Below are 20,502 nucleotides of genomic sequence, written 5' to 3'. Positions count from 1 at the left end.
GGTATGGCCCCCTCCCACAGCGTGGCGGTGCTCGCCCTGGAAGGGGTCGTGCCCTCCGACCTGTCGAACCCCGTCGACACCTTCAGCTGGGCGCGCCTCCCGGACGGCAGCCCCGCCTACCGGGTACGGGTGTGCGGTACGGCCCCGGGCGCGGAGATCGCGGCCGGGCCGTTCACCGTCCGGGTGGCGCACGGACTTGAGGCGCTGACGGACGCCGACACGGTGATCCTCAGCGGCGTCGACGATCCGCCCGACCCGCTGCCGCCGGGGGTACGGGACGCGGTGCGCGCCGCGTACGACCGGGGCGCGCGGGTCGCCTCGATCTGCACCGGTGCGTTCCTGCTGGCGGCCACCGGGCTGCTCGACGGACAGCGGGCCACCACCCACTGGATGGGCACCGCGCTGCTGGCCGCCCGCTACCCGGCGATCACCGTCGACCCCGACGTGCTCTACGTCGACAACGGCCGCACGCTCACCTCCGCCGGAGCTTCCGCCGGCCTCGACCTGTGCCTGCACATGATCCGGGGCGACCACGGAGCGGCGGTCGCCGCCAATGTGGCCCGCGCGGCCGTCAGTCCGCTGGAACGGGACGGCGGCCAGGCCCAGTTCATCAACCACGAGCCGCCCGCCCCGGACGGCTCCTCGCTGGAACCGCTGCTGGCCTGGCTGCGCGAGAACGCCCACCGCGACCTGACCCTGGCCGCCATCGCCGGACACGCCGCGCTGTCGGTGCGCACCCTCAACCGGCGGTTCCGCGAACAGACCGGCACCACCCCGATGCGCTGGCTGCACCGCGTCCGCATCCGGCACGCCCAGGCCCTGCTGGAGACCACCGACCAGCCCGTCGAACGGATCGCGGTGGACGTCGGCTGCGGCTCGCCGACCTCCTTCCGGGACGGCTTCACCCGCGTGGTGGGCGTCAGCCCCCGCGCCTACCGCAGGGCCTTCCGCGCGAAGGTCTAGTGGGCCTGCGGGACGCTGCGTACGCTGAACCGGGTGGATATCGGGGGACGTTATCAACTCGACGGTGAACTGGGGTCCGGCGGCTTCGGGCGGGTGTGGCGCGCCCGTGACAACCGGCTCGGGGTGCCGGTCGCCATCAAAGAACTCCGGCTGCCCGCCGCCCTGCCGGAGACGGACCGGGCCGAACGCCTGACACGCGCCGCACGCGAGGCGCGCAACGCCGCCCGGCTGCGCGACCACCCCGATGTCCTCACCGTCTACGACGTCGTCATCGAGAACGACGCACCGTGGATCGTCATGCGGCTGGCGGAGGGCGGCTCGCTCGCCGACCGGATCGCTCGCGGCGGGCCGCTGCCGGTGGACGAGGTGGCCGGCATCGCCCAGGCGTTGTTGCGGGCCCTGGGCGCGGCCCACGAGGCCGGCATTGTCCACCGGGACGTGAAACCGGCCAACGTCCTGCTGACGGGCGAGGGCCGGGCGCTGCTCACCGACTTCGGGATCGCGGTGCACCAGGAGGACACCACGCTCACCGTCACCGGGGCGCTGCTGGGATCGATGGAGTACGTCGCCCCCGAACGGGCACGCGGCACGACCGCGCCCGGCGGGGACCTGTTCTCGCTGGGGGTGACCCTGTACGAGGCGGTCGAGGGCGTCTCGCCGTTCCGCCGGGACACGGCGACGGAGACCCTGACGGCCGTCCTGTTCGACCCGCCGCCCGCTCCGCGCCGTGCGGGCCGGCTCGCGTCGCTGATCACCGGGCTGCTGGAGAAGGACCCGGCCGACCGCCCCACCGTCGCGGACGCGCTCGCCGAACTGGCCGGTCAGGAACGGACGCTGCGCAGGACGATCCGGGTGCCGCAGACGCCGGATCCCCCAGGGCAGCGGCAGAGCCCGGCGAACCGGCCGGGGCCGCGCCCACCGGGGCCGGTCGCAGGGCCGCTGCCGTGGCAGGGTTGGGCGTCGCTCGGGACTCTGCTGCTGATGTGCTGGCCGGCCCGGACCGGCGTGCTGGAGGGACCGGCGCCCATCGAGTCCGCTCTCCGTCGGCTCCCCGACGACGCGTTGCCGCCCGTGACCATCCTGCTCGTCCTGAGCGCGGTGGCCGCCGGAGTCGCCACGGCCACTGTTCTGGTGCGCTTCGGGCACTTCGCTCTCAGGAGTCTCACCGGCACCATCGGCACGACGATCGCCGGTCTGCTCCACACGGTGACCGCTGTCGTCGGCTTCCTCCTGCCGACCGCCGCGTACATGGGGGCGGTCCATCTGCTGGAGGAAGCCATGCAGGTGTCCGCCGCCATCTGGGTCGCGCTCGGCGTACTCACCGTGGGGCAGATCCTTGCGGTCGGCTGGCAGCGGGAGGCACTGCCGGGGGCCGTCAAGGACTGATCACACGCCCGTCGTTGACCCCGGCCGCACGATCATCAGGACGACGACCACGGCCCACAGCAGGTTGAAGACGCCCACCGTCATGCCGAGCCGCCTGCTCTCCTGGAGCGCCGCATCGCCCTGCGGCACCAGCAGCCGTGCCTGGACCGGCAGTATCCGCCCCAGCAGCAGGGCCGCCGCCCCGGCGGTCAGCACCATCGAGACGATCAGCCAGGCGTCCGTGAGCACCCCGAGCCCGATGGCGGTGGCCACGCCGAAGACCGGCACGACGATGCCGACCGCCGCGTACCCCCGGCACATCCGGTGCAGCAGCCCGAGCGCGGCGGCCGTCCGCTGATCGTCCGGGTCGGCCACCGCCTTGCGGACGTACGGGGGGAACATGCTGGCCGCGACGGTCACCGGACCGATCGCGATGATGGCCGCCAGCACATGGACACTCAGCAGAAACTTGTTCACCACCCGACGCTATGAACCGGGCCGCGCCCGCAACACGTCCTGCGCTGCCACCTTCCGCCGGATTCCCGCCAGGCGGGCGCGGCAAGCGGGGGAGTGCGGGAAGGGGCCCTTCGGCCCCGTGCCCCCGGAACACGTGAACGCTCAGCCGTGGAACGTCGTGGTCTCCGCCAGCGGGGCGCGCTCCGTGACGATGTGATTCACGGGTGCGGCGTCGTCGGCGTGTCCGAAGGAGATGCCCAGGAGCAGTTTCCCCTCGGTGACGCCGAGCTCGGCGCGTACCTCGTCCGCGTAGAAGCTCAGCAGTCCCTGCGGGCAACTGGCCACGCCGTAGGCGGTCATCGCGAGCAGGAGCGTCTGCATGTAGGCGCCGACATCGGCGGCCAGCCGCGCGTTGTCCTGTTCGGGGACGAACAGGAACGCGACGTGCGGTGCGCCGTAGAACCCCAGGCTCTCGGCGTCATACGCGGCCCGCGCCGTGTGGTCGTCGAAGCCGATGCCCAGTGCCCCGTAGAGCCGGCCGCCGAAGGCGGCTCGCCGGTCCTGCTGCACCGGTGAGTAGAGGTCATCGCTGTACGGGAGCTCGATCGACGTGCGCCGTGCGGCGTGGGCCGCCCGGAGGGACGCCGCCAGCCGGTCGCGCGGCGCGCCACTGACGACCTCCACCCGCCACGGCTGCGCGTTGGAGTTGGACGGCGTGGCACCGGCCAGCGAGAACATCGCGCGCATCGTCTCCTCGGGCACGGGCTCGGGCCGGAAGGCGCGGGTGGCACGCCGCGTGCGGATCAGCTTCTCGGCGTAGCCGCTCAGTTCGGTGGGGGCGGACTGGCTCATGGGGGCTCCTCAGGGACGGGGCAGGACAGGTAAACGTGACCGTTTACCTGTGGATCGATGGTAGCCCTGTGCTCCCAGAAAAGTAAACGCAGACGTATACTTTCTTCATGGACGCGATGAGTGAGACGACACGGCGAGGAGGACGAGGCGCCAGGGACCGCATCCTGGCCGCCGCCGCCCGGCTGTTCGCGGATCAAGGGATCACGGGGACCGGCATGGAGCAGGTCGCGGAGCGGGCACCGGTCTCCAAGCGGACCCTCTACGCCCACTTCCGCTCCAGGGACGACCTGGCGATCGCCCACCTGCGGGCGCTGGTCTCCTCGGGGAACACCATGGAGAGCGTGTTGGCCCGGGAGGACCTCGGCCCGCGCGAGCGGCTCCTGAGCTTGTTCGAACAGCCCGCCACGGACACGTCCTCGGTGCGGGGCTGCCCCTTCATCGACGCGGCGGCGGAGTTCCCCGACCCGGAGCATCCGATCCACGCGTACGCGCGGGAACAGAAGCTCCGGATGGTGCGGCTGGTCGCCGATCTGGTGGCGGAACTGGGCTGCCGTGAACCCGCCGCACTCGCCGAGCAGCTGGTGACCCTCGCTGACGGAGCGGCCAGCCGGGCCATGGTGCTGAACGAGGCGGACTACGGTCGGCACGCGCGCGCGGCTGCGGAGACCCTGCTGGAACAGGCCCTCACGCCTGCCTCAAGCCGCTGACGGACGGGCCGATCCGCCCCGGCGGTGCCCTCTACCGGCGCGAGCCACCACCGCCACCCGGCCCCCTCGCCGGACACCACCCGGCGCCGCCCGGGTGCGGTGGACTACTTGCCCTTGTCCTCCGCGAGGGTGTGGGCGACGAGGGCGTTGGCGTGCCCGTGCCCCAGGCCGTGCTCGGCCTTGAGCCAGGAGACCAGCTCCCCGTGCTTGGTCAGGGGCGAGCTGCGCAGAAGCGTCTTCCACTCGGCGATCGGCCTGCCGTACGTCTTCTCGATCGACGGAAAATAACTCGCGGGGCCCTTCACACTCTCAGCCATACCCGCAGCATGGCAGCCACCACTGACAACGCCGCGAGGGCTGAGAGCGCGGCCCATGGACGCGTTCGGGGGCCGGCCATCGGGGACGCGCACCGGTGGTCAGGGGCTGCCGTACTCCTTGAGCACGGCGAGCAGGGCGCGCCCCTCCGGAGCGCGGTGGCGCAACAGTGTCGCGGCGGTGGTGTGCAGATGCTGCCAGGAGTACGGCCGGCCCACCGCGTCGGCGTCCGGGGCCGTGGCGACCGCCAGGTCCAGTGCGGCCGCCGCTTCGCCCTGCCGGGCGAGGCAGGCGGCGAGACAGGAGCGGTACCAGGCGCGGTCCCGGCGGTAGTCGGCGGGCAGGCCGGTGAGCCCGGTGGTGAGCTGTTCGATCGCCCGGGGCCAGTCGCCCAGATGCATGTCGGCCATGCCGCGTTGCAGGGTGAACCACGTCTCGTCGTAGAAGTACATCCACGGTGGTTCGTCCTCGGGCCGCCGGGCCGCCCGGCCGATCAGCTCCTGGGCCTCGTCCAGCAGCCGGTGGGCGGCCGACGCGTCACCGCCCAGCGCGTAACCCCGGGCCGCCATCTGGGCCGCCATGCCCTGCACGCCCGGCGAGGCGCCGGGAGCCGACCACCGGGCGGCCTCCGCCAGCCGTACGCAGCGCCCCGGCCGGTGCTTGGACCAGGCCATGTGGGCCTTCATGCTGAGCGTCGTGGCGGCCAGGCCCGCGTCTCCCGCCTCCAGCGCCCACTCGTGGGAGCGGTCGTACCAGGCGAGCGCGGCGGCGGTGTTGTCCTGGTCGTGCGTCATCCAGGCCATGAACTGTGCGTGCTCGGCCGCCAGCCGGACCACGCGGCGCCCCAGGGGGCCACGCGCTCCCGCGTGCAGGTCCACGACCGTGGACAGTTGCTGGCTCATCACCGACATCAGGGGGCGTGAGCCGATGGTGTCCTCGGCGCGGCGGTGTTCGGCCAGCAGCCGGTCGAGCCAGTCGAGCGTCGGGGCGTCAACCCGCCGCCCCTCACGCACCGTTCCCGTGATGCGCTCCAACAGGTCGGCGTCGGGGGCGGCGCCGCCGAGGGCCAGGGACGCGACGGGGGGTGATGGTGCCGCTGAGGGTCCGTCCGGCCCGGCGAGCAGGGCGTTCGGCATCCCGAGACCGGCTGCGATCCGCTGCCGCACCTCGGCGGAGGTGACGGCGCGTCGACCGCGCTCGATGGCGGAGATGTCGGGCTGGGCCAGGCCGGTCCGTTCGCCGATCCGGGTCTGGCTCAGGCCGGTGAGCGACCGGTAGGTCCGCAGGACCGCGCCCCAGTCACCCTCCCGGGCGGCGGCCGACAGCCGTGGGTGAGACCACAGATCCGGAGTGTCACCAGTGCCCATGCGCCGACTATAGGGCCGTCCTATAGGGAGTTGGGATGGGTTTGCCCGGCTCTTCCACGCGAGGCTTCTCCCCCTACGGAAGGAGACCGTCCGGATGAGTGGTGAGCGGCAGCGGCCGGAGAAGGAACCGGAGATCGGTTCGGTGGTGCGGGACACGGTCCGCGACCTGACCGGCCGGGTGATGGATCACCAGGTGGGGTGGGTGTGGTTGCGGCCCGAGGGCGGGGGGCGGGAGTGGTGCGTGCTGCCCGAGGACGTGGAGGCGCTGTGAGGCGGCTCGTGGTGGCCGGGTCCGCCTGGGTGCTGGCGGAGCAGACCGGGGAGGGCGTGCCCCGGGGGATCTTCCGGACCGTGTGCCTGACCTGCGGCGCGGAGTCGGGGGCGGTGCGGGACGAGTCGGTGGGGGTGGAGCGCTGGGCGCTGAGGCACACGGGTGCGGTGCCGGCGCACCGGGTGTTCCGGCTGGTGAGTGAGTGGTTTCTGCGGGTGGATCCGGGGCCGGGCAATCCGCTGCTGGAGCTGGAGCTGGAGCTGGAGCTGGACCGGGGGGCGGGGGAGTGACGCGGGCGGATGCGGGGGTGTGCCGGGTCTGCCGGGGGCGGCTGGAGGAGGACGGTGCCCTCGATCCGTACGCGGCTCATCCGACCGCCGGTGGCCTGCTGTTCCTCGGCGGGGTGGCCTGTGCCGTGGGCCTGGCCGGGCTCATCGGGCTGGTCGTGGGCCTGGCGGCTCCTCCGGGTGAGGGTGGCCGCGTACCGGGCCGTCGTTCGCCGCTCTCCGGCGCCGCACGACGCCGCGACGCGGGGCGTCGTGGCGCGGCGCGGGTTCAGTGCGGCGCGGCGTCCGGGCCGTGGTGCGGCCCGCGCTCGGGCCCGGCCCCGCCCGCTGCCGGGGCCGAGGTGAGCAGCCAGTGGTAGAGGGTCATGGCGACGCTGGTGGCGAGGTTGTAGCTGGAGACCTCGGGCCGCATGGGCAGCGCGATGAGGTGGGTGGCGCGGGCGCGGGTCGCGGCGGACAGGCCGTGGCGTTCCGAGCCGAAGGCGAGCAGCGCGTCGGGCGGGATGGGGGTGGTGAGGGTACGGATGTCCGCGCCGTCCGGGTCGAGCGCGTAGAGCGGGCCGGGAGGCAGCTGGGCCGGGCCGTCGCGGTGGACGACGGGGAGCGCGTAGTGCAGGCCGGCGGCGGCGCGTACGACGTTGGGGTGCCAGGGGTCGGTGGTGCCGGTGGTGATGACGCCGGCGGCGCCGCTGCCTGCGGCGAGGCGGATGACGGCGCCGATGTTGCCGAGGTGGCGGGGGTTGTCGAGGACGACGGTGGGGGCGGTGCGCCCGGTGTCGGGCAGGTGCTGGTCGGGCCGCAGCGCGCGGGCGGCCACGCCGGTGGGGTGCGGGCGCGGGGTGAGGGCCGCCAGTTGCGGCGCGGACACCTCGGTCAGCAGCGTGTCCAGGCGGTCGGTGAGGTCGGGGGCGAGCTGCCCGGCCAGGGTGAGGGCGGCGGCCTTGTCGGTGGTCAGCGCCTCGGTGATGTGCGCGCCGAAGCGCAGGGCGTGCTTGAGCGCGTGGAAGCCGTCCAGCAGGACGGTCCCGCTCGGCAGTTCCGTTCCGCTCACGGTTTGTCCGCCCAGGCGGGGGTGTCGCGCGGGGCCTGCGGCGGGATCGGGAGCTGGGACGGTACGGATCCGGGCGTGGCCCCGGCGGGCGCCGCCGTGCCGGTGGGTGCCGTCCCCCCGCCCGGTCGGGGTCGGCGCAGCAGCCGGTCCCGTACCCGGCCGGTGCGCGAGCCCAGCCACAGCAGGAACGCGGTGGGCAGGAACACGGCGTCCATCGCGATCATCGCGAGGGAGAAGAAGGGCAGCCCCATCAGCACCGCGATGCCGATGTGCTCGCCGATCATCAGGAACAGCAGGACGTTCTTCGCGCGCCGGTTCAGCAGCGCGAACAGGAACGCGACCTGCACGAAGACGGTGCCGTACGAGAGCGCCATCACCACCAGGCCGCTGTTGCTGAGCAGGTCGGTCAGCATGGGCCACGGGGTGAAGTAGTCGAGCTGCATGGGGTAGTAGACGGCGGTGCCGTCCTGCCAGCGCGAGCCCTGGATCTTGTACCAGCCGGCCGTCGCGTAGATCAGGCAGACCTGGAACATGATGACGAGCAGGGTCGCGTTGTGGATGAGGTTGCCGAGGATGTCGGCGACCGTGCGCGGCTCACCGGCCGGCGCGTACCGCTCCAGCAGCCACCAGCCCGCGAACACCAGCCACAGGCCGGTCAGGAACAGCGACCAGACGGGGCTGGTCAGGTTGCCGCTGAGCAGGGAGGCCAGCAGGGCGGCGCCGGTCACCGACCACACGACGATGTCGGCGCGGTCGGTGCGGCCGGGCCGTGCGCGGCGGCGGGCGTCCAGCGACCACACCTGGGCGCAGCGGGTCAGCACCAGGTACATGGCCATGAGGTGGATGACGTTGTCGCCGCCGTCGCCCATGAAGATGGAGCGGTTCTGCAGGGACAGCACGCCGAGCATGAACAGCACGCTCATCAGCCGGGTGCGCCAGCCGAGCAGCATGCCGATGCTGGCGGCGATGGCCGCGTGGTAGACGAACTCGAACCACAGGGTGGAGTCGGACCACATCAGCACGGTGAAGGCGCCGTTGTCGGCGAGCAGGCGCTGCGCCATGTCCCAGCCCCACGGGCTGTCGGGGCCGTACAGCTCGGAGCGGTGGGGCCATTCGCGCAGCAGGAAGATCAGCCAGGTGGCGGCGAACCCGATCCGTACGATGGCCGTCTGGTACGGGCCCAGGGCGCGGCGGGTGATGTGGCCGATCCCCCGGCCGAGGGATGCGTCGAACTTCTTGCCGAGTCCGGCGAAGGGGGAGGGCGGGGGTTCGGAGGCCGGCGTGTCCGGGGTGCCCGGGGCGTCCGGCGTACGGGGTGTGCTCGGGGTGCTCGGTGTGCTCACTGGGTGTTCCCCCCGCCGGGCAGGTCCTCGGCGCGGACCGTGCGCCACTCCAGCTCCTGGTAGCCGGTGGTGGTGTCGATGTTCTCCTCGCTCCAGGCGGGCGCCGGGACGCGGGTGGTGGCCGAGCGCAGCTGGATGCGCTCCACGGTGTCGAGGTCGTAGCCGAGGTTCTCGCCCAGCCGCAGCAGCGCGATGCGGGTGACGTATTGCTCGGACAGCTCGCCGCGCAGCCCGCGCGGGGCACCGTCCTCGTCGTGCGAGGAGACGTAGAAGTCCCAGGCCCGGCGCAGTTCGTTCTGGGCGGTGTGGCTGGGGAGGGGCTGGTGCCGGATATGGGCGACGTCGATGGCCGTCAGGTCCATCCAGTCGGTGGTCTCGATGCTGCCGTCGGCGGGGTCGGTGAGTTCTGCGCGGACCTCGACGGCGACATTGCGCTGGAGGGGGTTGGGAGCGAACAGCTTCCAGTTCTGTTCGAACTCCGGATAGATGTAGCCGCGAATGGCCGGTCCGTGATCCTTGGTGATCGTGTTGGACGGGGCCACGAAGAGGAACGCGGCGAACGCGTGCCAGGCGGCGAAGACCGCGAGGCCCCCGATGCCCAGCGCGATGGTCAGTCTGGCGGGCAGCGACAGGCTGCCGAGCCGTACGGTCGCGGTGTCCCGCGGCGCCGTCCCACCCCGGGCGGGTCCTGACTGATCGGCTTGATCGTTCTGATCGGTTGGCACCATGCTCCGCCGGCTCCCCCAGACTGCACATGCTTGACCCGAGCACGGTACTACCTGTCGTGCGCCGCCTTGACACGTTCGTGCCCTCCGTCCACCATCAGACCGAACGATCGGTCGGTGAGGATCGACGGGAGGACCGCTCCATGACGGACCCGCACACCCATGACCCGCACACCGCGCGACTGACGGAAGCGTTCGAGCGGACACTGGCCGCCGACGAACGGGTGGAGCCGCGCGACTGGATGCCCGACGCGTACCGCGCCACCCTGATCCGGCAGATCGCCCAGCACGCCCACTCCGAGATCATCGGCATGCAGCCCGAGGCGAACTGGATCACCCGCGCCCCCTCGCTGCGCCGCAAGGCGATCCTCATCGCCAAGGTGCAGGACGAGGCCGGGCACGGCCTCTACCTGTACGGCGCCGCCGAGACCCTCGGCGTGGCCCGCGCCGATCTCCTCGACGCGCTGCACGAGGGCCGCCAGCGCTACTCCTCGATCTTCAACTACCCCACCCTCACCTGGGCGGACGTCGGCGCGATCGGCTGGCTGGTGGACGGGGCGGCGATCACCAACCAGGTGCCGCTGTGCCGCTGCTCGTACGGCCCGTACGCGCGCGCCATGGTGCGCGTCTGCAAGGAGGAGTCCTTCCACCAGCGGCAGGGGTACGAACTGCTGCTGGCGCTGGCACGCGGCACGGACGCGCAGCGCGCGATGGCCCAGGACGCGATCGACCGCTGGTGGTGGCCCTCGCTGATGATGTTCGGGCCGCCGGACGCCGAGTCCTCGCACACGCGGCAGTCGATGGCCTGGAAGATCAAACGGCACACCAACGACGAACTGCGCCAGCGCTTCGTGGACATCTGCGTCCCGCAGGCCGAGAGCCTCGGGCTGACCCTCCCCGACCCCGCGCTGCGCTGGAACGCGGAACGCGGCCACTACGACCACGGGCCCATCGACTGGGCCGAGTTCAAGGCGGTGCTGCGCGGCGCCGGGCCCTGCAACGAGCAGCGACTCGAACAGCGGCGCCGGGCGCACGCCGAGGGCGCCTGGGTGCGCGAGGCCGCCGCCGCCCACGCGGACAAACAGCGCGAACGCCGCGCGCGGCAGGAGGTGGTGGCCGCATGAGCGCCGAGGACTGGCCGCTGTGGGAGGTGTTCGTCCGGGGCCGGCGCGGACTCGCGCACACCCACGCCGGAAGCCTGTACGCACCGGACGCCGAACTGGCCCTGCGCAACGCCCGCGACCTGTTCACCCGGCGCGGCGAGGGGATCTCGCTGTGGGTGGTGCCGGCGGCGGCGATCACCGCCTCCTCCCCGGACGAACAGGACCCGTTCTTCGCCCCGGCCGCCGACAAGACCTACCGGCACCCGACCTTCTACACCATCCCGGACGGGGTGAAGCACCTGTGAAGCGGGAGGAGTTGCTCGGACTCGGCGACGACGCGCTGATCCTCTCCCACCGGCTGGCCGAATGGGCGGGCCACGCCCCGGTGCTGGAGGAGGAGGTGGCGCTGGCCAACATCGCCCTCGACCTGCTGGGGCAGGCCCGGGTGCTGCTCTCCCTGGTCGGTGACGAGGACGAACTCGCCTACCGGCGTGACGAACGCGACTTCCGCAACGTCCAGCTGGTCGAGCGGCCCAACGGCGACTTCGCGCACACCATCATCCGCCAGCTGTACTTCTCGGTGTGGCAGGAGCTGCGGTACGAGCAGCTCGCCCCGGTGCTGCCGCTGGCGGCCAAGGCGGTGCGCGAGACCGCCTACCACCGCGACCACGCCGAACTGTGGACGGTGCGGCTCGGCGACGGCACGGCGGAGAGCCACGCGCGCACCCAGCGGGCGGTGGACGCGCTGTGGCCGTACACCGGAGAACTGTTCGACACCGACGAGGAGTTGGCCGAGTCGTGGCGGGAGCGGGTGACCGCCACCCTGAACACCGCGACCCTCACCCCGCCCGAGGGGCCGCCGCCGCGCACCGCCTGGTCGGCGGGCGGCGGGCGGCACGGCATCCACACCGAGCCGTTCGGGCGGCTGCTCGCCGAGATGCAGCACCTGCACCGCAGCCACCCCGGGGCGGTGTGGTGAGCGGGGCGCGGCGGCCCGCGGCGGCCGGTACGGCGCCCGGTGTGGTGAGCGAGCGCGAGCGCGAACTGTACGCGGTCGCCGGAGCCGTGCCCGACCCCGAACTGCCCGTTCTCACCCTCGCCGAACTCGGCGTACTGCGCGCCGTCCGGCTGCCCGCCCCCGGCCGCGCCGAGGTGGAGCTGACCCCCACCTACACCGGCTGCCCGGCCGTGGAGACCATGGCCGCCGACATCGGCACGGCGCTGCGCGCGGCCGGGGTCGCAGAGGTGGTGGTCCGTACCGTGCTGACCCCGCCGTGGTCCACCGCCGACATCACCGACAGCGGGCGCCGCAAGCTGCGTGCCGCCGGGATCGCCCCGCCCCGGGGCGGTGGCGGCGCCGCGGCGGGCACGCCGCTCACCCTGGCCATCCACTGCCCGCGCTGCGATGCCGTGGACACCCCGCTGATCAGCCGGTTCTCCGGCACCGCGTGCATGGAGCTGCGGCGCTGCGCCCAGTGCGCCGAGCCCTTCGACCACATGAAGGAGATCTGAGGTGGCTGCCTTTCACCCGCTGCGCATCGCCCGCCGCGAGCAGCTCACCGAGGACGCGGTGGCGCTCACCCTCGCCGTGCCCGAGCCGCTGGGCGACACCTTCCGCTACGCGCCCGGACAACATCTGACGATCCGTCACCACGACGCGTCGGGAGCCGAACTGCGCCGCACGTACTCCGTCTCGGGCCCGGTGCCCCTCGCCGACGGCCCGGTGCGCGAACTGACCATCGGCGTCCGGCACCTGCCCGGCGGCGCCTTTTCCGCGCACGCCGTCAAGGACCTCGCGGTGGGCGACACCCTGCATGTCCTGCCCCCGGTGGGCGGGTTCACGCTGCGCGGCGCGGCCGGGGGAAGCGGCGGGCACGCGGTCGCCATCACCGGCGGTTCCGGGATCACCCCGGTGCTGTCGATGGCCGCCACCGCCCTGGCCCGCGACCCCGGGGCCCGCTTCACGCTGCTGCGCAGCGAACGCACCGCCGCGGCCACGATGTTCCTCCAGGCGGCGGCCGAACTGAAGGACCGCCACCCCGGACGGCTGCAACTCCTCTACACCCTCACCCGCGAGGAACGGCACACCGGGCCCGCCACCGGACGCCTGGACGCCGGCCGGCTGCGCGCCCTGCTGCCCTCCCTGGTGCCGGTACTGGAGGTGACCGCCTGGTATCTGTGCGGCCCGCAAGGGCTGATCGAGGAGGCGCGTACGGCGCTGGACACGCTCGGGGTGGCCCGGACCCGGATACACGCGGAGCTCTTCCACGCCGGTACGGAGCCCGCCGCGTCGCCACCCCCGGCCGCCGTGGCCGACGGGGCGCTGCTGACCGCCACCCTGAACGGCCGCCGCGACACCTGGCCGCCCCGCCCGGCCGAAACGGTGCTGGAGACGACGCTCCGCAACCGCCCCGACGCCCCGTACTCCTGCAAGGGCGGCGTGTGCGGCACCTGCCGCGCGCGGCTGCTCCACGGTGAGGTGCGGATGGCGCGCAACTACGCCCTGGAGGAGGAGGAACTGGCCGCCGGCTACATCCTCCCGTGCCAGTCGCACCCCGTCACCGGCACGGTCGAGGTCGACTACGACGCGTAGCCACGCCGGCGCCCGGACAATTCGGCTGCGTCCGCTCAGGTCGCCTGGCAGGATCCGGGGCATGCCGTTCGCCGACGCGTCCCCCGGAGTCACCCTCGCCTACGAGACCTTCGGCGACCCCGCCGATCCGCCGGTGCTGCTGGTGATGGGGTACGCCGCCCAGCTGATCGCCTGGGACGAGGACTTCTGCCGGGCGCTCGCCGGCCGGGGCCACTACGTGATCCGGTACGACAACCGCGACAGCGGCCTGTCCACGACGTTCGACGAGCACCCCGTGGACGTGGGTCGGTTCATGGCCACCGTCGAGGCGGGGGACCTGGACGCCGCCCGCGCGATGGTCCCCTACCGGCTGCGGGACATGGCGGCGGACGGTCTGGGCCTGCTCACCGCGCTCGGCATCGAACGCGCCCATGTGGTCGGCACGTCGATGGGCGGCATGATCGCCCAGACGATGGCCATCGAGCACCCCGAGCGGGTGCTGACGCTGACCTCGATGATGTCCTCGACGGGCGAGAGCGCCTACGGACAGTCCACCCCCGAGGCCCGCGCCGCGCTCTCCCGGCCCGCGCCGGCCGACCGCGCCGGGTACATCGCGGCGGCCGAGCGCGCCCTGGTGTGGTCCTCCCGGCGCTACCCGGACCCGGCCGGCCTGCGGGACCTGGCCGCCCGTGGCTACGGCCACGTCCATCCGGGAGGCGGCGGGGCGTCAGCTGGGCGCCATGGTGCTGAGCGGTTCCCGCGCGGACGCCCTGCGCACCCTGCGGGTGCCGACCCTGGTCATCCACGGTCTGGACGACACCCTCATCGACCCGAGCGGCGGGCGGCGCACCGCCGAACTGGTCCCCGGCGCCGAACTGCTGCTCGTCCCCGACATGGGGCACGACCGGCCGCGCGAACTGTGGCCGCTGATCGTCGGCGCCATCGCCGACCACACGCGACGGGCGGAGCGTCCCTGATGCGCGCGACGGAACGGATGACCCTGCGGGCCTTCACCGAGAACGCGTCCGACGCGGCGCTGGTCCTCGGGCTCGACAGCGACCCCGCGGTGATGCGGTACATCAACGGCGGCCGGCCCAGGACGCCGCAGGACGTACGGGAGCGGGTCCTGCCCCGGCTGGCCCGCCGCTACCCCTGTCTGGGTGGGCGGCCCGGCTTCTGGGCGGCCGAGGACCGCGCGACGGGCGCGTTCCTGGGCTGGTTCGAGCTGCTGCCGGTGGACGAGGACAGCGCCGCCGTTCTCGAACTCGGCTACCGGCTGAACCGTTCCGTCTGGGGCCAGGGGTACGCGACCGAGGGCGCCCGCGCCCTGCTCGCCGCCGCCTTCACCGACCTGGGGGCCCGGCGCGTCACCGCGAACACGATGGCGGTCAACGCCGCCTCGCGCCGCGTGATGGAGAAGGCCGGACTGCGTTTCGTCCGCACCTACTTCGGCGACTGGCCGGAGGCCATCCCCGGCTCCGAGCACGGCGAGGTCGAGTACGCGCTGACGGCGGCACAGGCCGCCGCTACGGGAGATCGCTGACGCCGCCCAGATTGCCGGCCATCCGGCGCAAAACGTTGACGGCGGCGGCGTACTCGCCCGCCGGCACCCCCCGGTGGATCTGCTCGTGCGCCGCCCCGAGCAGCGCGCGCGCCCGCAGCCGGCCCGCCTCGCCGGCCCCGGTGAGGGTGAACTCCGGGCTCTCCGTCAGCCAGCCGCGCGCCACGAGATCGTCGAAGACCGGCCCGAACTCCGTGCCCGGATCGGCGAACGGCAGCAGCTTGCGTGCCAGCGGGCCGCGCTCCCAGCCGCCCGGGTCGCCCGCCACGTGGTTCAGCGTCCACCAGTGCGGCTGCGTCAGTCCCTCCGTGGACAACTCGGCGCGGATCCGGCCCAGGACCGCCCGGCTCACCGCCGTGCTCCAGTAGCCGATGGGCTGGGCCGCCAGTTCTTCGGTGGGGTATTCCCTCAGATCGCTCATGGAGCCGACGCTAAAACCTCAACCTCACCTGAGGTCAACTCCCGTCCAGCACCCGCTGGACCGGATCTCGCGCCCCACGGGTGAACGGACGCGAACCGGAAGACACAGGGGGACCCATGAGTCTCGCGATCGAGACGACAGGGCTGGTGAAGACCTTCGGCGCCCAGCGCGCCGTCGACGGGGTGGACCTGGCCGTGCCGGCCGGCACCGTGTACGGGGTGCTGGGACCCAACGGGGCCGGCAAGACCACCACCGTACGCATGCTGGCCACGCTGCTGCGCCCGGACGCCGGGCGGGCGCTGGTCTTCGGGCACGACGTCGTGCGGGAGGCCGCCGCCGTACGGGACCGGGTGAGTCTCACGGGGCAGTACGCCTCCGTGGACGAGGACCTGACCGGCACCGAGAACCTGGTGCTGCTGTGCCGGCTGCTGGGCCACGGCAAACCGGCGGCCCGCCACCGGGCGGCCCAGCTGCTCGGCGTCTTCGGGCTGACGGACGCCGCCGGCCGGCAGGTGAAGAACTACTCCGGCGGGATGCGCCGCCGCCTGGACATCGCGGCCAGCATCGTCAACACACCGGAGCTGCTGTTCCTGGACGAGCCGACCACCGGCCTGGACCCGCGCAGCCGCAACCAGGTGTGGGACATCGTGCGCGCCGTCGTCGCGCAGGGCACCACCGTGGTGCTCACCACCCAGTACCTGGACGAGGCCGACCGGCTGGCCGACCGGATCGCCGTCATCGACACGGGCCGGGTGATCGCCGAGGGCACCCCCGGGGAGCTGAAGGCCTCGGTCGGCGCCGGCACCGTCCTGGTCCGGCTGCGCGACGCCGCGCAGCGCGAGCGGGCCCGGCAGGTGCTGGCGGCGGCGCTGGGCACCGAGGTCCGGCCGGGCGCCGACCCGGTGGCGCTCACCGCGCGGGTACCGGCCGGGGGCACCGCCGGGCCGGCCGCGCGGGCACTGGCCGAACTCGGCGCGGCGGGCATCACGGTCGACGAGTTCTCGCTGGGCCAGCCCAGTCTCGACGAGGTCTTCCTCGCCCTGACCGGCACGGACCACGGCACCGCAAGGACCACGGCACACGAGGAGGCATCCGCCGCATGAGCACCAGCGTGGACACCACGACCGGCACCCCCGCCGACGGCGGGCCCGGCACCTCCGCCGACACCGGTGTGGCGGACCTCGGAGCGCTCGGGACCGTCCTGGCCCCGGCGGACCGGCCACCGCGCCCCAGCGCGCTGTCCGCCTCGCTCACCTTCGGCTGGCGCGGCATGCTCAAGATCAGACACGTCCCCGAACAGCTCTTCGACGTCACCGCGTTCCCGGTGATGATGACGCTGATGTTCACGTACCTCTTCGGCGGCGCGCTGGCCGGCTCGACGAGCGAGTACCTGGACTTCCTGCTCCCCGGGATCATGGTCATGAGCGTGGTGATGACCACCATGTACACCGGGGTCTCCGTCAAGACCGACATCGACAAGGGCGTCTTCGACCGGTTCCGGACCCTGCCCATCTGGCGGCCGTCCGTCATGGTCGGCTATCTGCTGGGCGACGCCTTCCGGTACACCGTCGCCTGCGCCGTCATCCTCACGGTCGGCCTGGTGCTCGGGTACCGGCCGGGCGGCGGGGCCGCCGGCGCGCTGGCCGGAATGGGCCTGCTGGTGCTGTTCTCCTTCGCCTTCTCCTGGCTGTGGACGTATCTGGCGATGCTGCTGCGCTCGGAGAAGTCGGTCATGGGGGTGTCGATGATGCTGATCTTCCCGCTGTCCTTCCTCAGCAACATCCTGGTCGACCCCGGCACCATGCCCGGCTGGCTCCAGGGCTTCGTCGACGTCAACCCGGTGGCCAGGGTGGTGGCGGCGGTGCGCGGGCTGATGGACGGCGCCCCGGTGGCCGGCGACATCGGCTGGGTCCTGATCGCGTCGGCGCTGCTGACCGCCGTCTTCGGGACGCTGACGATGCGGGCCTACAACCGGAAGTGAGCCGGGGCCGCTCCGGGGTCCGGCCGGTCGTGCGGGCGGTAGACGCAGTGGGTGCCGGTGGACACGGTGGCGCGCAGATGGGCGGCGAGCGCCGGATGGCGCGCGTCCAGCCTGCGCAGGGTGTCGCGGATGCGGGCGGTGACCGTCTTGCGGGCCCGTTCGGCCGCGTCGCCCAGCCGCCGGGGGCGGCCGGCGAGACCCGCGGCGGCCCGCAGTTCGGCCAGCAGCGTCGCCCGTTCCGCGTCGAGCGCGGCGGCCCGGTCGTCCTTCCCCAGGGCGGCGGCCCGGTCGATCTCCTCGTCCAGGGCGGCCAGATGCCGCCGGTAGCGGGACCGCGCCTCCTCGTCCAGGACCGGATCGGAGCCGGGCGCGGGCGCGGCCCCGGCCCCGTCGCCGCCGAGCAGCCGTACGGCGGGGATGTCGGTGCCCGGCCGCGCGATCAGCTGCCGCAGGTCGCGCAGCCCCTTGGCGTCGGGGACGTGGACGGTGACCCCGTCGTAGGTGAGCGTCCACACGCCGTCCGCCAGCCGGAACTCATTGCCCGCCGCCGCTGCCCGTGCCGCCCGCTCCGTCCGTCCCGCCGCCGTCCCCGGGCCGGCCGCCGGCGGGGTCCTGCCACCGGCCAGCCGCGCCATCCCCAGCGCGGCGGCCTCCGTGCGTACCGACTCCCCCAGCGCGGCGGCCCGTTCGACGTCCCCGGCCGCGCCGCGCTCCGCCAGCGCCGCCGCCAGCCGCGACCCGGCCTCCACCACCCACGGGCGCGCCCCCATCCGCTCCGCCGAGGCGACCGCCGCCTCGAAGGCGGCCACCGCCGCGCCGGTGTTCCCGAGCGCCGACTCCGCGACCCCGCGCCACAGCACCAGCGGCCCGCCGATGTCGAACCCGTACAGCGAGACCGCCCACTCCCGCGCGAACGGGGCCAGCGCGTCCCGGGCCCGGGACGCCAGCTCCCGGTCCCCGGTGACGGCGGCGGCCATCGCCTGGAACCGCAGCCACAGCGCCAGCACATCACCCGCGTACCGGGCCCCGTCCTTGCCGGTGCGGGCCAGCGCGCGCAGCACCGCCGGCCGGTCGCCGCGCTGCGCCGCCGCGATGCCCGCCAGCAGTTCGCCGCACGGGTGGTCCGCCGGGTCGAGCCGCCCGGTCAGCGCCTCCAGCGCGGCGGCGTCCCCGCGCAGCATGCCGAGCGCCCAGCCCAGATGGATCTGCGTGAACGCCAACTGCCCCGCGTGCATCTCGGTGTCGGCGTCCAGCGCGCGCAACTCCCGCAACCGGCGCCCGGCCAGGGCGAAGTCGCCGCGCAGCGCGGCGGCGATGGACTCGTCGATGAGGACCGACACCCGGAACCGGGGCGAGCCGTGCCGGGTGGCGACGGCGGTGAACTCGCGCAGCGCCTCCGCGAAGCGCGGATCGCCCAGCTCCACCAGGGTGACCCAGCGCAGGGCCATGCCGAAGTGCTCGGCCTCCAGGTCCTCGCCGCGCCGGGCGAGCGTGATGATCTCCCGGGTGAGCACCTCGCGTTCGTCGGCGTGCCCCGGCGACCAGATGGTGCTGTGCCGCGCCCACAGGCTGAAGGCGAGCGCCTCGTCGTCGCCGCCCCGGCGGGCGTGCACCGCCGCGCGCAGCGCCACCTTGCGGGCCAGCCGTTCAAGACCCGACCAGCCCTCCACGGCGCCGGCCTCGGCAGCGCGGCCCACCGAGTCCAGGGCGCGGGTGGCGGCCAGCAGCAACTCGGTCCTGAACTCCTGCTCCCCCTCGCCCTCGGTCTGGAACAGGGACAGCGCCACCCGCGCCAGCAGCCCGGGGTCGGCCAGCGCGAGGGAGATGTCCGCGGTGTCGCGCAGGACCTCCCAGGCGCGTGCCGAGGCGCCGGTGCGCTGGAGCGCTTCTGCGTAGCGCAGCCCGGTCAGCACCTGGTGGCGGGTGTCGCCGGCGGCGCGTGCCACCTCGTGCGCGTGCCGGTGGTGGCGGGTGGCCTCCTCGTGGGCCAGTCGGTGGGTGGCCTCCCCGGCGGCGGCCGTCAGGATCTCCACCCGGCGGGCCGCGGGGAGCGCGTCGCCCGCCGGCAGCGCGTGCCGGGCCAGTTCGGCGGCGCGGACCCGGCCGGCGCCCTCCAGTGCGCGGACGGCGGCGGCGTGCCGCTCCCGCGACCGCTTCGGGGGCAGCGCCTCGTACAGCACCTCGCGGACCAGATCGTGCGCGAACGCGTACCGTTCCGGCTCCTCCCCGGCGGTGACCAGCCGGGCGGTGAGCGCCTGCCGCAGCAGTTCCCCCGCCTCGGCGACGGGTATCCCGGCGGTGGCCGCCAGCAGCGGCAGGGCGAATTCCCGTCCCAGTACGGCGGCATCGGTGAGCAGCGCCCCGACCGGCGCGGGCAGCAGCCCCAGGCGCCGGTGCAGCGCGTCGCGCACGCCGGGCGGGACGGAACCGAGCGCGGCGGTCTGCTCGATGAAGAACGGGTTGCCGCCGGTGCGCCGGTGCGTCTCGTCGATCAGCTCCTGGCTGGGCTCGCGGCCGGTGGTCCGGGCGAGCAGCGCGCCGGTGGCGGCGCGGCCGAGGCCGCCGAGTACGAGGGTGGTGGCCCCGGCGGGCGGGGGGTGCCGGGTCTCGGAGTCGCGGTAGGCGCCGACGAGCAGCACGCGTTCGAACCAGGTGTGGCGGGCGGCGAACTCCAGCAGCCGCAGGGAGGCGCCGTCCGCCCAGTGCAGATCGTCCAGGACCACCAGGACCGGACGTTCCTGGGCCGCGGTCACCAGCGCGGTGGTCACGGCGTCGTGGAGGGCGAACTCGTCCGCGCCCTCGTCGGCCCGGCCCTCGCCGAGCAGCGCGGCCAGCGGGCCCTCCCGGCCGGCCCGCCCGCCGTCCGCCGGTCCTGCGGGCCCGGCGAGCGCGCCGGGGACCTCCCGCCGCAGCGCCCGCAGGACCTGCACCCAGGGCCAGTAGCCGGGGGTGTGGGCGGAGTCCCAGCAGGAGCCGCTGAGTACCAGCGCGCCCTCGCGGCGCGCCGCCTCGGCCGTGCGCCGTACCAGGGTGGTCTTCCCGATCCCCGCCTCACCGGTCACGAGGATCAGCCCGCCGTGGCTCCCGGCGGACCGGCGTACGGCGGAGCGCAGGACCTCGGCGGGGTGGTCGCGTCCGATCAGTAAGGGATCAGTGGTCATG

22 protein-coding genes and 1 pseudogene are annotated in these 20,502 nt (G+C 73.8%); 14 read left to right on the top strand and 9 right to left on the bottom strand.

Annotated features, from left to right (window positions below; translation table 11 throughout):
- Window positions 1-3 precede the first annotated feature (3 nt).
- Complete coding sequence (locus H7827_RS14240) at window positions 4-963, top strand: GlxA family transcriptional regulator (protein ID WP_432745518.1); 960 nt, start codon at window positions 4-6, stop codon at window positions 961-963.
- Between the two features lie 33 nt (window positions 964-996).
- Entirely contained in the window at window positions 997-2,349 is a 1,353-nt protein-coding gene (locus tag H7827_RS14235; protein WP_432745516.1) for a serine/threonine-protein kinase, read from the top strand.
- Here H7827_RS14235 and H7827_RS14230 read toward each other — a convergent pair whose 3' ends face one another.
- Together H7827_RS14230 and H7827_RS14225 are read right to left on the bottom strand one after the other, a co-directional pair.
- Window positions 2,350-2,805: a hypothetical protein gene (locus tag H7827_RS14230; protein WP_432745514.1), complete on the bottom strand. Its 456-nt coding sequence runs from the start codon at window positions 2,803-2,805 to the stop codon at window positions 2,350-2,352.
- A gap of 141 nt (window positions 2,806-2,946) precedes the next feature.
- Window positions 2,947-3,636 carry a nitroreductase gene (locus H7827_RS14225; RefSeq protein WP_432745512.1) on the bottom strand — a complete coding sequence of 230 codons (690 nt, stop codon included), beginning with the start codon at window positions 3,634-3,636 and terminating at the stop codon, window positions 2,947-2,949.
- Window positions 3,637-3,743: 107 nt separating this feature from the next.
- On the opposite strand from H7827_RS14225, the gene H7827_RS14220 reads away from it, so the two are divergent.
- The gene (locus H7827_RS14220) at window positions 3,744-4,343 is read left to right on the top strand and encodes a TetR family transcriptional regulator (RefSeq protein ID WP_432745510.1); all 600 of its coding nucleotides are present in this window, start codon (window positions 3,744-3,746) and stop codon (window positions 4,341-4,343) included.
- A 104-nt stretch (window positions 4,344-4,447) separates the two neighbouring features.
- Here the strand turns inward: H7827_RS14220 and H7827_RS14215 are convergent, their stop codons facing one another.
- Complete coding sequence (locus H7827_RS14215; RefSeq protein WP_364245794.1) at window positions 4,448-4,660, bottom strand: DUF4287 domain-containing protein; 213 nt, start codon at window positions 4,658-4,660, stop codon at window positions 4,448-4,450.
- A gap of 99 nt (window positions 4,661-4,759) precedes the next feature.
- A complete protein-coding gene (locus H7827_RS14210) occupies window positions 4,760-6,025 on the bottom strand; it encodes a helix-turn-helix domain-containing protein (RefSeq protein WP_432745508.1) in 1,266 nt (421 codons plus the stop codon).
- Window positions 6,026-6,119: 94 nt separating this feature from the next.
- On the opposite strand from H7827_RS14210, the gene H7827_RS14205 reads away from it, so the two are divergent.
- Both H7827_RS14205 and H7827_RS14200 read left to right on the top strand, forming a co-directional pair.
- The gene (locus tag H7827_RS14205) at window positions 6,120-6,296 is read left to right on the top strand and encodes a hypothetical protein (protein ID WP_168222767.1); all 177 of its coding nucleotides are present in this window, start codon (window positions 6,120-6,122) and stop codon (window positions 6,294-6,296) included.
- Window positions 6,293-6,586: a hypothetical protein gene (locus tag H7827_RS14200; RefSeq protein ID WP_432745506.1), complete on the top strand. Its 294-nt coding sequence runs from the start codon at window positions 6,293-6,295 to the stop codon at window positions 6,584-6,586. Before H7827_RS14205 ends, H7827_RS14200 begins: the two co-directional genes overlap by 4 nt.
- A gap of 265 nt (window positions 6,587-6,851) precedes the next feature.
- Here H7827_RS14200 and H7827_RS14195 read toward each other — a convergent pair whose 3' ends face one another.
- Genes H7827_RS14195 through H7827_RS14185 form a run of 3 tightly spaced genes read right to left on the bottom strand, consistent with a single transcriptional unit; the run spans window position 6,852 to window position 9,705 of the window.
- Entirely contained in the window at window positions 6,852-7,649 is a 798-nt protein-coding gene (locus H7827_RS14195) for a TrmH family RNA methyltransferase (protein ID WP_432747987.1), read from the bottom strand.
- On the bottom strand, window positions 7,631-8,977 hold the full coding sequence (locus H7827_RS14190; RefSeq protein ID WP_432745504.1) for an HTTM domain-containing protein: 1,347 nt from the start codon (window positions 8,975-8,977) through the stop codon (window positions 7,631-7,633). The genes H7827_RS14195 and H7827_RS14190 overlap by 19 nt, the downstream gene beginning before the upstream one ends.
- The gene (locus tag H7827_RS14185) at window positions 8,974-9,705 is read right to left on the bottom strand and encodes a DUF5819 family protein (RefSeq protein ID WP_386535520.1); all 732 of its coding nucleotides are present in this window, start codon (window positions 9,703-9,705) and stop codon (window positions 8,974-8,976) included. The genes H7827_RS14190 and H7827_RS14185 overlap by 4 nt, the downstream gene beginning before the upstream one ends.
- 140 nt (window positions 9,706-9,845) lie before the next feature.
- Between H7827_RS14185 and paaA the strand changes: the two genes are divergently transcribed.
- From paaA to H7827_RS14150, 7 genes and pseudogenes are all read left to right on the top strand, one after another.
- On the top strand, window positions 9,846-10,826 hold the full coding sequence (paaA, locus tag H7827_RS14180) for a 1,2-phenylacetyl-CoA epoxidase subunit PaaA (RefSeq protein ID WP_432745502.1): 981 nt from the start codon (window positions 9,846-9,848) through the stop codon (window positions 10,824-10,826).
- Window positions 10,823-11,110, top strand: a complete 288-nt coding sequence (paaB, locus tag H7827_RS14175; protein ID WP_030732874.1) for a 1,2-phenylacetyl-CoA epoxidase subunit PaaB — start codon at window positions 10,823-10,825, stop codon at window positions 11,108-11,110. Before paaA ends, paaB begins: the two co-directional genes overlap by 4 nt.
- Window positions 11,107-11,784 (top strand): 1,2-phenylacetyl-CoA epoxidase subunit PaaC, encoded by a 678-nt coding sequence (paaC, locus tag H7827_RS14170; protein WP_432745499.1) that lies wholly within the window; start codon window positions 11,107-11,109, stop codon window positions 11,782-11,784. Before paaB ends, paaC begins: the two co-directional genes overlap by 4 nt.
- Window positions 11,781-12,317 (top strand): 1,2-phenylacetyl-CoA epoxidase subunit PaaD, encoded by a 537-nt coding sequence (gene paaD, locus H7827_RS14165; protein WP_432745497.1) that lies wholly within the window; start codon window positions 11,781-11,783, stop codon window positions 12,315-12,317. The genes paaC and paaD overlap by 4 nt, the downstream gene beginning before the upstream one ends.
- A 1-nt stretch (window position 12,318) precedes the next feature.
- Complete coding sequence (locus H7827_RS14160) at window positions 12,319-13,398, top strand: 2Fe-2S iron-sulfur cluster-binding protein (RefSeq protein ID WP_432745495.1); 1,080 nt, start codon at window positions 12,319-12,321, stop codon at window positions 13,396-13,398.
- Between the two features lie 61 nt (window positions 13,399-13,459).
- Window positions 13,460-14,354: pseudogene (locus H7827_RS14155) on the top strand (alpha/beta fold hydrolase).
- A complete protein-coding gene (locus H7827_RS14150) occupies window positions 14,354-14,920 on the top strand; it encodes a GNAT family N-acetyltransferase (protein ID WP_432745493.1) in 567 nt (188 codons plus the stop codon). Before H7827_RS14155 ends, H7827_RS14150 begins: the two are co-directional and overlap by 1 nt.
- Here the strand turns inward: H7827_RS14150 and H7827_RS14145 are convergent.
- Entirely contained in the window at window positions 14,904-15,359 is a 456-nt protein-coding gene (locus tag H7827_RS14145) for a MarR family winged helix-turn-helix transcriptional regulator (protein WP_386535539.1), read from the bottom strand. The genes H7827_RS14150 and H7827_RS14145 overlap by 17 nt on opposite strands.
- Before the next feature lie 116 nt (window positions 15,360-15,475).
- Between H7827_RS14145 and H7827_RS14140 the strand changes: the two genes are divergently transcribed.
- Both H7827_RS14140 and H7827_RS14135 read left to right on the top strand, forming a co-directional pair.
- Window positions 15,476-16,462, top strand: a complete 987-nt coding sequence (locus H7827_RS14140; RefSeq protein WP_386535542.1) for an ATP-binding cassette domain-containing protein — start codon at window positions 15,476-15,478, stop codon at window positions 16,460-16,462.
- Entirely contained in the window at window positions 16,459-17,340 is an 882-nt protein-coding gene (locus H7827_RS14135) for an ABC transporter permease (RefSeq protein ID WP_386535546.1), read from the top strand. The genes H7827_RS14140 and H7827_RS14135 overlap by 4 nt, the downstream gene beginning before the upstream one ends.
- Here the strand turns inward: H7827_RS14135 and H7827_RS14130 are convergent.
- A complete protein-coding gene (locus H7827_RS14130; RefSeq protein WP_432745490.1) occupies window positions 17,325-20,501 on the bottom strand; it encodes an AAA family ATPase in 3,177 nt (1,058 codons plus the stop codon). The genes H7827_RS14135 and H7827_RS14130 overlap by 16 nt on opposite strands.
- Window position 20,502: the final 1 nt, after the last annotated feature.

The organism is Streptomyces sp. JH002, assembly GCF_050916115.1.
In the GTDB taxonomy this organism is placed as follows: domain Bacteria; phylum Actinomycetota; class Actinomycetes; order Streptomycetales; family Streptomycetaceae; genus Streptomyces; species Streptomyces xiamenensis.
The sequence above is the reverse complement of the archived record's forward strand: the minus strand, read 5'-3'. Positions and strand labels throughout refer to the sequence as shown.

What these genes read in the sequence shown, in the direction of transcription:
- H7827_RS14220 (WP_432745510.1), top strand. Translation starts at nt 3,744, where the DNA reads ATGGACGCGATGAGTGAGACGACACGGCGAGGAGGACGAGGCGCCAGG.
- H7827_RS14135 (WP_386535546.1), top strand. Translation starts at nt 16,459, where the DNA reads ATGAGCACCAGCGTGGACACCACGACCGGCACCCCCGCCGACGGCGGG.
- H7827_RS14215 (WP_364245794.1), bottom strand. Translation starts at nt 4,660, where the DNA reads ATGGCTGAGAGTGTGAAGGGCCCCGCGAGTTATTTTCCGTCGATCGAG.
- H7827_RS14210 (WP_432745508.1), bottom strand. Translation starts at nt 6,025, where the DNA reads ATGGGCACTGGTGACACTCCGGATCTGTGGTCTCACCCACGGCTGTCG.
- H7827_RS14240 (WP_432745518.1), top strand. Translation starts at nt 4, where the DNA reads ATGGCCCCCTCCCACAGCGTGGCGGTGCTCGCCCTGGAAGGGGTCGTG.
- H7827_RS14150 (WP_432745493.1), top strand. Translation starts at nt 14,354, where the DNA reads ATGCGCGCGACGGAACGGATGACCCTGCGGGCCTTCACCGAGAACGCG.
- H7827_RS14130 (WP_432745490.1), bottom strand. Translation starts at nt 20,501, where the DNA reads ATGACCACTGATCCCTTACTGATCGGACGCGACCACCCCGCCGAGGTC.
- H7827_RS14185 (WP_386535520.1), bottom strand. Translation starts at nt 9,705, where the DNA reads ATGGTGCCAACCGATCAGAACGATCAAGCCGATCAGTCAGGACCCGCC.
- H7827_RS14225 (WP_432745512.1), bottom strand. Translation starts at nt 3,636, where the DNA reads ATGAGCCAGTCCGCCCCCACCGAACTGAGCGGCTACGCCGAGAAGCTG.
- H7827_RS14145 (WP_386535539.1), bottom strand. Translation starts at nt 15,359, where the DNA reads ATGAGCGATCTGAGGGAATACCCCACCGAAGAACTGGCGGCCCAGCCC.
- paaB (WP_030732874.1), top strand. Translation starts at nt 10,823, where the DNA reads ATGAGCGCCGAGGACTGGCCGCTGTGGGAGGTGTTCGTCCGGGGCCGG.
- H7827_RS14140 (WP_386535542.1), top strand. Translation starts at nt 15,476, where the DNA reads ATGAGTCTCGCGATCGAGACGACAGGGCTGGTGAAGACCTTCGGCGCC.
- paaA (WP_432745502.1), top strand. Translation starts at nt 9,846, where the DNA reads ATGACGGACCCGCACACCCATGACCCGCACACCGCGCGACTGACGGAA.
- H7827_RS14205 (WP_168222767.1), top strand. Translation starts at nt 6,120, where the DNA reads ATGAGTGGTGAGCGGCAGCGGCCGGAGAAGGAACCGGAGATCGGTTCG.